Source organism: Paraburkholderia sp. (assembly GCF_035948235.1).
Lineage (GTDB): Bacteria > Pseudomonadota > Gammaproteobacteria > Burkholderiales > Burkholderiaceae > Paraburkholderia.
Genome location: NZ_DASZJJ010000202.1, coordinates 1 through 12,203, shown reverse-complemented (window position 1 = coordinate 12,203; position 12,203 = coordinate 1). Strand labels below are relative to the sequence as shown.

Sequence of the window (12,203 nt, the reverse complement as noted above, 5' to 3'; positions counted from 1 at the left end):
TGGAGTTTGTCCCGGCGCGGTTTCCGTTTACCGCTGCACCGCCACGCACTTGATTTCCACGAGCAGGCCCGCACGCGCGAGTTCGGACACGCCGATCGCCGTCCATGCGCAGGTGCCGCGCGGAAACACCCGGTCCTTCACGGCGCGAAAGACTGCCATGTGCTCGCTCATCTGCACGTGATACGTCGTCATATCGACGATATCTTCGAACGTGCAACCCGCTTCGGCCAGCACGACGCGCAGGTTCTCCCAGCAGGCGACGAACTGCGCTTCGGGATCGGCGATCACTTCAAGTTCGGGCGTGCGCCCGACCTGTCCCGCACAGTACACAGTCGCGCCGACCTTCACCGCCGGCACATAGCCTGCGCGCTCAACAACCGCCTGCATTTGTGGCGGAACGATCAGTTCACGGTCGGTCATGCCTGGTCCTTTGCCGTGTGAAGTTTGCGCGCACGCGCGCGTAGCACCAGCGCGGCAGCGACGAATCCCATCAGCGCGCAGTAACGATAATCGGCGCCCAGGCTTTGATGATCGACGACCACGCCGCCCACGACGGAGCCGAGCGCAATCGCCACCTGTGTCGCCAGCGTGAAGAGCGCGGCGGCGGCCTCGCTTTCGCCACCCGCAACACGCCGATGCCAGACGTTCAGGCAGAGCGGCAACGCGCCCCACGCAATGCCCCAGATCATCACCCCCGCGAGCACCGTGAAGCGCGCGTGGTCCAGCGAGGGCAGCAGCGCGAGCACGACGGCCAGCAGCAGGATATTGCCGAGCATCGCCGCGCTGAGCCTGCGGCTCACATAACGCCCGGCGGCGAAATTCGCGACCAGCGCGCAGAAGCCATAAGCGAGCAGCACCCAGGTGCCGGTATCGCCGGAGACACCGGCCTGAAGCAGCAGCGGCATCAGATAGGTGTACGCGCCGAAGTGCGTGATGAACACGATGAGCGTGAGCGCAAGACTCAATTGCGCCTCGCGTTGGCGTGCGAACGCGGCGAAACCGCCAAGACGCAGGCGCGATTGAGCGGGCATGGGAGGTAGAACCACGATCTGCGCGATCAACGCGATGGTGGCCAGCACGCCTGCGCCGATAAATGCGCCGCGCCAACTGAAGAACCCCGCGAGCAAGGTGCCGAAGGGCAAGCCGACGATCATCGCCAGCGCCGCGCCGCCGAAGATTGTCCCCGCTGCGCGATGGACGTGTTCTGGCGCGACAAGACGGCCCGCAACAGCCAGGCCCAGCGACCAGAACGCGCCAAGGCTTGCACCCACCATCGCGCGGCTGACCAGCAGCATCGCAAAGCTGTTGGCGAACGCCGCGATCAAACAGGCCGCAAGCAGAATCACGGACAGGCCGATCAGCACGCGTCGCCGGTCAACGCGGCCCGCGGCGATCATCACGCCCGGCGCGGCGACGGCGGCGAACAGCGCGGGCGAGGTCATCATCAGCCCGGCCTGGCCGTCCGAGATGCCGAAGGTGCGCGCGACTTCGGGCAGCACGCCCACGGGCAGGAATTCGGTTGTGACGCTGGCAAACGAGCCGAGCGCAAGCGACCAGACGGCCACCCAACGGTCTTTATGGCGATTATTTGTTTGGTTGGCGCGCGATGCGTGCGCGCATTCGATATCCGACATCGGGAGTGATCAGCTAAAGGCTGCGGCTGGCGCGCGGATTCGAAGCGCCGCCAGGGGCGCGTCCACTGAGGAGTTGGGAGCAACTGCACGCAAGCCGCGAGGGACAGATTGAAAAAACCTCAAGGCTAGATTGTACAGGTCGCTTACATTCCGGTTTCGGCAGTGGCCGCGTCTGCACGCCGATCAACTTTCGAGCCAGTCCTCTCCCTGCGCCTTCATCTGCCGTTCGAGTTCACTGCCTTTAGTGGCGAACACGCGCTTTACCGGAAAGCCGCCTTGTTCGAGCAGCCAGCCAAGCGCCGCATATTCACGCGGTTGCTTGCGCACAGCCTCGCGATCGATCTCGACGACGCCGCAAGGAAACGTGAAATACGCGTTGTCGTAGATGCATTGACGCCGGACGATCTTCCACACGCCCGCGCGCTTTTCCACCAGATCGTAAAAGCGGCTATGCGCGACGCAGCCGAGCTCGAGCGCGACGTTTTCGCCGATGATCATCGCATTGGTTTCCACGATCGCCTTCGCGCCGTTAAAGCGTATGACCGGCTGGCCGACGAAATGCTTGCTGCGCATATCGGATTTGCCCATGCGCTGCGATCCTGCGACGAAATCGGTGGCGGAGCCTTCGAACCAGGTGACCTCGATGGTGCCTTCGGGGTGGAACAGGTTCGCGAGCTGACCCCATTGCGCGAGATCGCGGTGCATCCAGCCGTTCATCAGATCGGCAATGTCCTGGCGGTCCTGGAGTGTCGTTTGCATGAAAAGTGCCTCTTTTACTGGGGGAAATAAATGTCTCTCCGGGCAGTATGGGTACCGCACATCGATCAGTAAAATATATTGTTATGATCGTTCGATCAGTTCAGATGATGAAAGGAACGTGAATGGAACTACGTCATTTGCGCTATTTCGTGGCATTGGCCGAGACCGGGCATTTCGGCCAGGCCGCGCAGCGCCTGAATATCGTGCAGCCCGCGCTGAGCATGCAGATTCGCGATCTCGAAGAGGAGGTGGGCGGTCCGCTGTTCACGCGAACCCGTCAGGGCGTGTTGTTGACAGCGGCGGGCGAGGTTTTGCTCACGGAAGCGCGTCGGACGCTTGCGCAGGCAGAGCACGCGCGCGATGCGGCGCGGCGTTCGCTGCGTGGTGAAATCGGCCGCGTGCGGGTGGGCTTCGCGGGCAACGCGGTGCTGTCCGGCATGCTCACGGAAGCGCTACGGCAGTTTCGCGCGCGCTTTCCGCACGCGCAGGTCGCTGTGCAGGAAATGCCGCCGAATCTGCAGGAAGATGCGCTGGTGAAAGGCGAAATCGACATCGCTTATGGCACCGTTGAACCGCTTGCGGAAAACCGCGCGCTACGTTGCGAGCGCATCGGCAACTGGCCGATGGTGGTGGCGATGGCGCAGGATCATCCGCTGGCAAAACGCGCCCGCGTGCCGCTCAAGGTGCTGGCCAATGAGCAGATCATCGCCTTTTCATCTGACGATGGCGACGCGGGCCTCGTTCATTTGCGCGCGCATCTGGGCATCGCGGTGGAGCCGGCGTTTCGGGTGTCCAGCACGCTGAGCGTGCTGGCGCTGGCGGCGGCCGGTCTGGGCGTGGCGCTGGTGCCGCGCTCGGTCGAAGAGATCGTGCTGCCAGGAATCACGTACCGGAACGTTTCGGATGCCGGATCGGCTGGCTTATTGCTGCTCAGCCGCGCCGACGAATCGTCGGGCGCGGTGGTGGCCTTTCACACGTTGGCGCTTGAGGTCGCACAAACGCGTAGCGCGGCTGCGCTCAAGTCCCGCCGTTCAACATGAGCGTCGCTTCGGCGTTGGAGAGCGCGTAGCCGTAAAAGCGCTGATAGAACTGTTGTGTCTGCAACTTCATAGACGGTTGCTCCGCATCCTTGAACGCCTCAGGATGCAGCGTTCGCGCGGCCCAGCGCACTTCGAGCGCGGCCTCCGGGCCGTAGCGGTCCCACGGGAATACGCCAGTCGGATTGCGATAGACGCGAGCATTGCGCACGGCGTCGAGCGTTTGCCAGAGCGCACGCTGCGGCGTCGCGTCGATCGATCCCGCGTTGGCCGCGAGAATCACGACATCGGGATGCCACGCCAGCACCTGCTCGATCGACACCGGCTTGAGGTTGCCGCGCAAGCCATCGGCGGCGTTGCGCGCGCCGGCCGCGCGTATCCACTGATCGACGATGGTGTCCGAGCCATCCACCTTCAGCGGCATGAGCGACGCCACATGCAGCACGCGCGGCGTCGTATGCCCGCCATGTGCGGCGAGCGCCTGGGCGGTGTCGCGCAGCGTCGCCTGCAAATAGACACGATAGTCCCGCGCGCGCTCGCGGGCGAGCGGCGTGTCGAGCGTTTGCGCCGTGAGGTCGATGCAGCGAAGCATCGAATCGTAATCGTCGAAACTCACCGGCACGACGTCGAGCCCCAGCCGCTGCATCGCGCCGATGGTCGGGTCGCCGGCGCTTGCGAAGACCACGTCGGCGTTCAGGCGCAACAGGTCTTCCGCGTTGACGGTTGCGCCCGCAACGGGTTGCGCATGCGCCAGCGCAGGTGCGACGCGGAACATCCACGGCAGCGCCTGGGGCCGGGCAACTGTCGCCACCACGTCGCTGGCGGAGCCGAGCATCGTGACCACGGCGTTGTGCGCGTACCAGAGATCCGCAATGCGGGTTTTAGGCTGAGCTTGCGCGGCGAACGCGCAGGAACCGAGCGCGGCGGCCGCAAGCACACGAGCGAGGCGAGCGAATCTCATAGGTCGAACTCCACGGAAGCTGTGACCGTGCGCGGCGCGCCGAGCTGCGCCGTGGCATTGCCCGACCCCGTATAGCCGTTCAGGCCACCAGGCACGATATTGGTCCAGTAGCGGCGGTTCGTGACGTTATCGACAGACAGCCGGAACGTCACCGCCCGATCCATGATGTCAGCGAGATAACCCACGCCCAGATCGAGCGTCGTGTATGAGCCAACCGACCAGGTGTTGGCGTTATCGGTGGGCCGCGCGCCGACGTAGTGGACGTTGAGGTTGGTGAACAGCCCCGGCACTTGTTGCACCTTGTACTGCATGAGCACGTTGAGCGCGAATTCAGGCAGGCCGACGATGCGTTTGCCCTCAGTGCTCGCGTTACCCGTATCGAACAGGCGCGGATCGAGCCAGGTCAAGCCGCCGAACACCGAGAGATTGCGCGTGGCGTTGCCGTCCAGCATCAGCTCGATACCGCGATTGACCTGATTGCCCGCTGTGCCATACGTGCCGTCCGCAAGCGTATAGGCGTAAGGCCGCGTGATGCGGAATGCCGCGACGGATGCGTTGAGGCGCGCGAGTGCGAGCTTGTAGCCCACTTCCCACTGCTTGCTGCGATAGGGATCGAGAATATTGCCCGCGTTGGTCGAGCCTGCGGGCGCGGTATCGCCTTGCTGGAGACTGTCCGCATAAGTCACGTAGAGGCTCTGGTTCTCGCGCGGCTTGAAGATCAGGCTCGCCGCGCCCGATAGCCCCTGATTGGCCGACTCGCTCGTCTGCACGCCCTTCACACTGTAGTTGTGCGTGGACAGCCAGCTCTGGCTGCCCGCGAGCAGCACGGACCAGTGCGGCGAAAAGCGGATATTGTCGCTCGCGTTGAACGACTGTTGCGAGCTTTGCGCCGACTGATAACGATGCTCGAAGTCGGGCACGCCGGTGAGCGCGAACGATTGCGGATTCGCCAGACTCGCCGTGCCGAGCGTAGTCGTTGCGCCCGCAACGGGATTGAAGTTGTCCCACACGAAGCCGCTCGTGCCCACGCTGATGTCGTGCTGGACGCTGCCCGTTTCCACGTGGCCGCGCAGATAGAGCAGGTTGCTCGTGATCGTGAAGCGGCTGGCAGTGGCGGTGCCAATCGTGGTGGTGTAAGCGCCCGTGGTGGCGATCGTGTTGGTAGGCGTGGTCGATTCGCGGTCGGCGATCTGGCGCAGCACCGCCGCCTCCACGTGCCAGTTCGGCGAGAAGTCGTGCTTCAGGCGCAGCGATCCGGTATCGGTGGTGTCGTCATTGCCGCCGTTGGCCGAGCCCCAGACTGCATTGGTTGGATCGAGCGCTGCCGGAAAATGCGCGCCGGTCGCCAGCGCGAAGGTTGCCGGGAAGCCCTTGGTGACGTAGTGGTAGTGGCTAAAGTTCGCTTCCACCACGGTATCGCGCGAGAGATGGAAGTCGAACGCCACGCTGGCAAGCTGGCGGCGCAACGAACTGTGGTCTGTGTAGCCAGTGCCGGTTTCGTCGAGCAGCGTGAGGCGGTAGCCGATGGCCTTCGACGGCCCCACGCGATCCGATACGTCGAGGCCACGCGTGAAGCGCGTCTGCGTGCCGTAGCCCAGCGTGAAATGAAGCTGGCGCTCGTCGGTTGGCCGCTTCTGGATGTAGTTGAACGTGCCCGCCGGATTGGCCGGGCCGTACAGCGCGCCAGCCAGACCATTCAGGACTTCTATTCGATCGAATTCCTCAAGCGGGTAATCGGTGGTCGACACCACATTGAGTCCGTCGATGCGGCTGTTTTGCACCACGCTGCCCTGAATGCCGCGGCTCTGCGGGCGGGCGCCGTCGCCCTGGACCGAAGGCAGCAGACGCAGCGCATCGGGAATGCTCTTCAATTGCTGATCCGCGATCACTTCCTGCGTCACTACGTTGACCGTATAAGGCGTGTCCACGCGCTTGAGCGTGCCAAGCGGCCCGAGCGTTGCGGTATCGCTGCGCGGGCTGTTGGTACTGTCCGGCGTGGCGCTGGCGCTCACGGCGACGGCGGGGAGCGTGGTCGTTTTTGTATCGGCTGGCGTGGTTTTATCGGCGGAGGCGGACGGCGCGCTTTGCGCGTGGGCGTCATGCGCGGCGGCGAATGCGCACGCGGCTGCGAACGCGAAGGCAGCGCAGTGCGACGGATGTCGATAGGTCATCGGGTACTGGAGGGCGGCAGTGAGGAAAGCGGTGCGGCAGCGCGAAAGTAGCGCTGGCCGTCGATGTCGAGTTGTTCGACCTGGGCGCGATAGAGCGCGCCAACGGTTGGTGCATCGAGGACGTCACGCGGCGGCCCGTCGGCAACGATGCGTCCGCCGTCCAGCAGCGCCACGCGCGTGGAAAGGTTGCAGGCGTCGTCGGGGCGATGGTTCGTGTTGACGATCGCATAACCATTGGCCGCGAGCGCCGCGAGGCGCTCCAGCAGGCGCAGATGATGACCGAAGTCGAGGCCCGCGAACGGCTCGTCGAGCAGGAGGATGCGCGCGCCCTGCGCGAGCGCACGCGCCAGCATCACGCGCTGACGCTCGCCGCCCGAGAGTGCGCCGTAGTCGCGTTGCGCGAGATGCGCGATCTGCATGTCGTCGAGTGCCGCGGCCACGGCCTCGCGATCTTCCGCGCGCGGCGCGCGCATGAGACCGCGATGCGGCAGACGCCCGAGCATGACAATCTGCTCGACGGTATAGGGGAATTGCGGCGTGTGATGCTGCGGCACCCAGGCCACCTGCTGCGCGATCGTGCGGCGCGCCTGGCGCTGCAACGGCTGGCCTTGCAGATGCACTTCGCCGGCCGTGGGTGAAATGAGGCCGAGTAGCACGCGTAGCAGCGTGCTTTTGCCCGCGCCGTTCACGCCGAGCAGCGACACCAGCTCGCCCGCGCGCACGCCAAAGCTCACGCCGTCGAGCACGCACGCGTGCGCGCGCCGCACGACGATATCGCGGCAGGCCAGCGAATGCGGATCGCTCATGGGCCTAGCGTCCATCGCGGCGCAGCGTGCGCAGGACGGCCACGAACGCTACCGCGCCGCCCAGTTCGGTGACCACGCCCAGCGGGATTTCCGCGCTGGCGACGCTGCGCGCGCAGGTGTCGGCGAGCATGAGCGCAATCGCGCCCACGAGCGCACTCATCGGCAGTACGAATCGATTCGACGCGCCCACCAGCGGTCGCACGAGATTGGGTATCAGCAGGCCGATCCAGCCGATCATGCCCGCTAGCGCGACCGTCAACGCACTGACCAGCGTGGCGAGCGCCATCACGCCAAAGCGGATCGTGTGCACGGGCACGCCCAGACTGCGCGCTTCGTCGTCGCTGAGCGTGAGGCCGTCGATGAGCGGAGCGGCGAAGCACAGCAGCAGCGTGCCCAGCGCGAGCGGCGCGGCGGCCCACGCAAGATCGTGCCAGCCGGTCTGCGCAAGCGAGCCGAGTAGCCAGTACACGATGGCGGGTAACTGGTTGAGCGGGTCCGCCACGTATTTGAGCAGCGAAACGAGTGCGGAAAACAGTGCATTGCTTACGAGGCCGCCGAGCAGCAGCGAGAGCACGCCGCCGCGCTCGCCGCGTGCGTCCGCGATACCGCCGATCAGCGACGCCGCGCCCACGCCAACGGCCATCGCGAGGATGCCGCCCACGAACGCGCTCGCTTCGATCCACATGGCGTGCGCGCTGCCGCTGCCTGCCACGATGGCGAGCGCCGCGCCAAATGCCGAGCCGCCGAGCACGCCGAGCAACCCTGGCGAAACCAGCGGATTGCGAAACACGGCCTGATAGGTCGCGCCCGACGTGCAGAGCGCCGCGCCGATCAATGCCGCAGCCACGAGGCGCGGCAGGCGCGCGTCCATCACCACGGCATGCAGTAACGCGGCGTGCGCGCTATTGGCGAGCGGCGCGTGCAGATGAAGCGCCGCGAGCAACGTCAACGCGACCTGTCCCGGTGCGAGCGGCAGACGGCCCACACATAGCCCGAGCCACGCGACGAGCGGCACGCCCGTGAGCGCCAGGCGCAAGGCGACGGTGCGTTTGTCTAGCGGCTTGAACGCGAATGGAATGAAAGTTGACGACTTCGATATCGGCATTGCGATGAGAGAGGCGACGCATCATGCGCCGCGCTTCTCATTGAATTTGGCAAAAAGCCAGGGGATAAGCTGAAATAAGCGGCTGTGCCGCCTGCGGATTCGAAATATCTTACCGGATATAACGTTTTTGATCCGACAGAAAACCGGTGCGACAAATCAGCGCGCCGATATTTGAAGTGCCTGGGAATAATGCGTGAAGGTGTGGTGTTTATTGCGAACAGACAGATCGCGTGATTGCCGGAAATTCCGATGCGCCTGGGTTACCAAGCACATAACCGCAGCGCGAAGCGGATACTTCAGCGCGATTGGACGGTGCGAACGGATATGAATTCTTCTCGTCGGTGGCGGTCGTGCCGTTGAGCCATGCGCGATAGAGTTGCGCCTTGATCTGGATAGGCGCAACGCCGTGCCGCCCAGCAGGGTCCGCTGCTGCATGGGCTGAAACGGAGGTCAAGGCCGGCAGCGCGGCAGCAAGCGAAAGCAGGCAAAGCGTAAGAGCGCGTTTCATGGTGAATTTCCTCTATGGCGGGTAACAAAGGCGGGTCAAGACTGATTTTTGTGGCGAATGAACAGAAAGTCGTCGATTCGCACTGCCTATTTTGACTGCCCGCCACGACAGCGTCATTGCCGGCGAATTAAACTTTCTTTAGCGGCATGGATGTTATGTATGCGTTCTTTCACAAAACTAAAAAATTTTTCATGTTTGTGTATGGCCGGTTTGCGATACTGGGCGCGAAGGCGGGGAAATGCGGGGAAATACGATGAAAATGAGTCTCTGGCGCAGCACGACATTCCGGCTGCTGATGATCTATGCGCTGGTGTTTTCGGCATCCATGTCCGCGCTCGTTTATCTGAATTACTGGCAATCGGCGTCCTATACCGCACGTGAGGCCGACTACAACATCAACTGGCAATTCGCGTATTTTTCGGCGCTTGCGCCAGCGCAGGTGCCCGCGCAGCTCGACGCGCATATCCGCAGCCAGATCCAGCGCCCGGTGAACTTCTACGGTCTATTCTCGCCGGACAAGCGCTGGCTCGCGGGCGATATCGCGCGCATGCCGCATCACCTCACCGAAAACGGCGTCGGCGTCTGGGACCGGCCGTTTCTGATCGGCCCCACCACGGTTCATCCCCAGTATTTGCGCACGCGCGTGACGCGCCTGCCTGATGGCGATCTGCTGGTAGTGTCGCGCGACGTGGGCGAAATGGCACGTTTGCGCGAGACCATGCTCGGTGGTCTGGCGGGCAGCGCGGTGCTGGTGATGCTGGGTGGCCTGGGCGTGGGCGTGCTGGTCTCCACATCGCAGTTGCGTCGCGTGCAGGCGGTGCGCCGTGTCGCGCAGCAGATCGCGGCGGGTGATCTCGACGCGCGCTTGCCCGACGGTGGCAGGGACGAAATCAGCTGGCTCTCGCAGATCGTCAATCACATGCTCGACGAAGTATCGCGCCTCATGCATGAGGTCAAAGGCGCGTGCGACGGCATCGCTCACGATCTGCGCACGCCGCTCGTGCGCGTGCGCGCGCATCTCGCCCGTGTGCCGCTGGAGCGGCTCGATGGCGATCACGCGAGCCTCGTCGATCAGGCCACGCGCGGCGTCAATGACGTGCTGCGGCGCTTCACGGCGATGCTGCGTATTTCGGAGATCGAATCAATGCGGCGGCGCGCAGGTTTCGGCGATGTTGCGCTGGATAGGCTGTGTGCCGAAGTGGCCGATCTCTATCAGCCGCTCGCCGCCGAAAAGCATCTCGACCTGACGCTGCAACTGGAGCGTGTGCCCGTGGTGCGCGCCGATTACGCGCTGCTGTTCGAAGCGCTCGCCAATCTGCTCGACAACGCCATCAAGTTCACGCCGTCAGGCGGGCGTGTGGGTCTGCAGGTCTCGATGGGGGCGCAAGGGCCGAGCGTGCAGGTGAGCGACAACGGCCCGGGCATTGCGGAAGCGGAGCGTATGGCCGTATTCCAGCGTTTTTATCGCAGCGAGCGCACGCGCGAGGCGCCGGGTTCGGGGCTGGGGCTTTCGCTGGTGCAGGCGGTCATGCGCATGCACGGTTTTGGCCTGGCGCTCGGGAACGCGCGGCCGGGTTTGCGCGTAACGCTCGATTGCTGGGCCTACGCTGGCGCGCGCTCCCGCGAACAAGGGGCGAAAGACGCGCAGTCAATGAGCTGAAAGTCGTTTGGGCCGGTCACTATAGCCATAGTGCACGCGGTGCATGCGCGAGGCGGTGTGGGTGTTCCGTCCCGCGCATGCATAAGCCAGGCGCTTTAAAGCACATTTAAAGCGTATTTAAACGTGCCTGGATGAAGCGCAGCCTTACTGCGGAATCACGAAGAGCATCGCTGCGAACACGGCATAGAGCCAGCCTACATGCGTGAGCTGACGGCTCTTGACCTGCGGGGCGCGGAACGACCACTGCAGGAACAGGATCGCGAGCATCGTCATCACGGCGGCGAGGATCGACGGCGAGCCCAGATGCCACGGCGTGAAGAACAGGCCAAATGCGGTGGGAATGGTCGCCTGGATCATCATCGCGCCGCTGATATTGGCGAGCGCAAGGCGCTCCTTGCCCTGACGCACCCAGATGATCGCATTCATGATCTCGGGCAGTTCGGTGGCGATCGGGCTGAACAGCACCGCGGTCAACTGCGGGCTCAAGCCGAGCCACGGTCCCACGGCGCTAATCTGTTGCACGAACAGGTGCGACGCGAAGAAGATCACCACCAGCGCGCCGAGCGTCTGCAGCAGGATCCACACCATGGCCGGATTGGCGTCGCGCGGGCGCAGCTTGAGCGGTTCGAGATCGCCGCCTTCTTCCTCTTCCTCGCCGCCATCGTCGCTCAGTTCTTTCCAGCAATAGAACGCGTAGGCCGCAAGGAACGCGATGCCCAGCAGCGGCTTGAAGTGGAACACCACGAGGCCAAGTCCGATCTTCGCCACGAAGATTGCGAGGAACCAGAGCTGGTCGCGGCGCAGGCGTCGCGTATTGGCGTCCACCATGCCGGCGCGCGCGCGGCCCGCACGAGCGGCGGTCGCGAGCAACGCGACGCCTACCACCGCATAGGCAATCGTGCTGAGCGCGAGCGGGCCGCCAATGGCCGCACCGATGCCGATTTCCTTGTGCGCATCGTCGCCGCCGAACGCCACGGCCACCAGCGTGACCACGCTTTCAGGCAACGCGGTGCCGAACGCGGCGAGAATCGTGCCGGTGGCGGTCTGCGTGATACTGAGCTTCTGCCCGAGCCATTCGACGCCATTGACGAAGGTCTCGCAGGACAGATAGATGATGCCGGCAGCGGCAATGAGCAGGGCGAACGTCCAGATCATGACGCACGCTCCGGGTGGTGGAAGCGGGAATTGAGGGACATTGTTGTAGTGACATTCCACGGGCCGGACGGTTGGACCAATGACGCAATCCCCCCGCCCAGCCCGGGTGTAAGGGATGACGTCATAGGTCTCGTCAGGCCGAAGAACGGCTGCCGGCGCCATGGCAAATCTGCCAATTATGTTGACGACGGCGCCTCGCACATTGCGCGCAAGGCAGACTACTCCCCTAAGACCCGCGCATTATAGCGTACGAATATGACGTTGCCGAGTGTTGGCGACGTATCGGGGAGAAACCCATGAAAAAACGCGCATGGCGCCCGTATGGCGGCATGCGCGTCAAACGCGGCGCGCATGGCAGCGCGCCGCATCGTGCTTTCAGCTTTCTGGTCTGACGAATCAGAAGTGAT

At 64.1% G+C, this 12,203-nt stretch carries 11 protein-coding genes and 1 riboswitch; of the genes, 2 read left to right on the top strand and 9 right to left on the bottom strand.

Annotated features, from left to right (window positions below; genetic code table 11):
* Nucleotides 1–27: 27 nt before the first annotated feature.
* From VG320_RS17230 to VG320_RS17220, 3 genes are all read right to left on the bottom strand, one after another.
* Nucleotides 28–420, bottom strand: a complete 393-nt coding sequence (locus VG320_RS17230; protein WP_327201297.1) for a RidA family protein — start codon at nucleotides 418–420, stop codon at nucleotides 28–30.
* A complete protein-coding gene (locus VG320_RS17225) occupies nucleotides 417–1,565 on the bottom strand; it encodes an MFS transporter (RefSeq protein ID WP_327201296.1) in 1,149 nt (382 codons plus the stop codon). Before VG320_RS17225 ends, VG320_RS17230 begins: the two co-directional genes overlap by 4 nt.
* Before the next feature lie 252 nt (nucleotides 1,566–1,817).
* Nucleotides 1,818–2,393 carry a nuclear transport factor 2 family protein gene (locus VG320_RS17220; protein ID WP_327201295.1) on the bottom strand — a complete coding sequence of 192 codons (576 nt, stop codon included), beginning with the start codon at nucleotides 2,391–2,393 and terminating at the stop codon, nucleotides 1,818–1,820.
* Nucleotides 2,394–2,515: 122 nt separating this feature from the next.
* On the opposite strand from VG320_RS17220, the gene VG320_RS17215 reads away from it, so the two are divergent.
* The gene (locus VG320_RS17215; RefSeq protein WP_327201294.1) at nucleotides 2,516–3,433 is read left to right on the top strand and encodes a LysR substrate-binding domain-containing protein; all 918 of its coding nucleotides are present in this window, start codon (nucleotides 2,516–2,518) and stop codon (nucleotides 3,431–3,433) included.
* Here VG320_RS17215 and VG320_RS17210 read toward each other — a convergent pair.
* The 5 genes from VG320_RS17210 to VG320_RS17190 all read right to left on the bottom strand — a co-directional run bounded on the left by VG320_RS17210 (nucleotide 3,411) and on the right by VG320_RS17190 (nucleotide 8,981).
* Nucleotides 3,411–4,391: an ABC transporter substrate-binding protein gene (locus VG320_RS17210; RefSeq protein WP_327201293.1), complete on the bottom strand. Its 981-nt coding sequence runs from the start codon at nucleotides 4,389–4,391 to the stop codon at nucleotides 3,411–3,413. The genes VG320_RS17215 and VG320_RS17210 overlap by 23 nt on opposite strands.
* The gene (locus tag VG320_RS17205; protein WP_327201292.1) at nucleotides 4,388–6,562 is read right to left on the bottom strand and encodes a TonB-dependent siderophore receptor; all 2,175 of its coding nucleotides are present in this window, start codon (nucleotides 6,560–6,562) and stop codon (nucleotides 4,388–4,390) included. Before VG320_RS17205 ends, VG320_RS17210 begins: the two co-directional genes overlap by 4 nt.
* The gene (locus VG320_RS17200; protein WP_327201291.1) at nucleotides 6,559–7,368 is read right to left on the bottom strand and encodes an ABC transporter ATP-binding protein; all 810 of its coding nucleotides are present in this window, start codon (nucleotides 7,366–7,368) and stop codon (nucleotides 6,559–6,561) included. Before VG320_RS17200 ends, VG320_RS17205 begins: the two co-directional genes overlap by 4 nt.
* Before the next feature lie 4 nt (nucleotides 7,369–7,372).
* Entirely contained in the window at nucleotides 7,373–8,473 is a 1,101-nt protein-coding gene (locus VG320_RS17195; RefSeq protein WP_327201290.1) for an iron ABC transporter permease, read from the bottom strand.
* A 208-nt stretch (nucleotides 8,474–8,681) separates the two neighbouring features.
* Nucleotides 8,682–8,981, bottom strand: a complete 300-nt coding sequence (locus tag VG320_RS17190; RefSeq protein WP_327201289.1) for a hypothetical protein — start codon at nucleotides 8,979–8,981, stop codon at nucleotides 8,682–8,684.
* A 253-nt stretch (nucleotides 8,982–9,234) separates the two neighbouring features.
* Between VG320_RS17190 and VG320_RS17185 the strand changes: the two genes are divergently transcribed.
* Complete coding sequence (locus VG320_RS17185) at nucleotides 9,235–10,641, top strand: HAMP domain-containing sensor histidine kinase (protein WP_327201288.1); 1,407 nt, start codon at nucleotides 9,235–9,237, stop codon at nucleotides 10,639–10,641.
* A gap of 144 nt (nucleotides 10,642–10,785) precedes the next feature.
* On the opposite strand, the gene VG320_RS17180 is transcribed toward VG320_RS17185, so the two are convergent.
* Nucleotides 10,786–11,796, bottom strand: a complete 1,011-nt coding sequence (locus VG320_RS17180; protein WP_327201287.1) for a sodium:calcium antiporter — start codon at nucleotides 11,794–11,796, stop codon at nucleotides 10,786–10,788.
* A 62-nt stretch (nucleotides 11,797–11,858) separates the two neighbouring features.
* Nucleotides 11,859–12,035, bottom strand: a riboswitch (yybP-ykoY riboswitch).
* Between the last annotated feature and the right edge of the window lie 168 nt (nucleotides 12,036–12,203).

Excerpts from the sequence above, each read along its gene's own strand:
- VG320_RS17195 (WP_327201290.1), bottom strand. The coding sequence starts at position 8,473 with ATGCCGATATCGAAGTCGTCAACTTTCATTCCATTCGCGTTCAAGCCG.
- VG320_RS17185 (WP_327201288.1), top strand. The coding sequence starts at position 9,235 with ATGAAAATGAGTCTCTGGCGCAGCACGACATTCCGGCTGCTGATGATC.
- VG320_RS17210 (WP_327201293.1), bottom strand. The coding sequence starts at position 4,391 with ATGAGATTCGCTCGCCTCGCTCGTGTGCTTGCGGCCGCCGCGCTCGGT.
- VG320_RS17230 (WP_327201297.1), bottom strand. The coding sequence starts at position 420 with ATGACCGACCGTGAACTGATCGTTCCGCCACAAATGCAGGCGGTTGTT.
- VG320_RS17180 (WP_327201287.1), bottom strand. The coding sequence starts at position 11,796 with ATGATCTGGACGTTCGCCCTGCTCATTGCCGCTGCCGGCATCATCTAT.
- VG320_RS17190 (WP_327201289.1), bottom strand. The coding sequence starts at position 8,981 with ATGAAACGCGCTCTTACGCTTTGCCTGCTTTCGCTTGCTGCCGCGCTG.
- VG320_RS17220 (WP_327201295.1), bottom strand. The coding sequence starts at position 2,393 with ATGCAAACGACACTCCAGGACCGCCAGGACATTGCCGATCTGATGAAC.
- VG320_RS17215 (WP_327201294.1), top strand. The coding sequence starts at position 2,516 with ATGGAACTACGTCATTTGCGCTATTTCGTGGCATTGGCCGAGACCGGG.
- VG320_RS17205 (WP_327201292.1), bottom strand. The coding sequence starts at position 6,562 with ATGACCTATCGACATCCGTCGCACTGCGCTGCCTTCGCGTTCGCAGCC.
- VG320_RS17200 (WP_327201291.1), bottom strand. The coding sequence starts at position 7,368 with ATGAGCGATCCGCATTCGCTGGCCTGCCGCGATATCGTCGTGCGGCGC.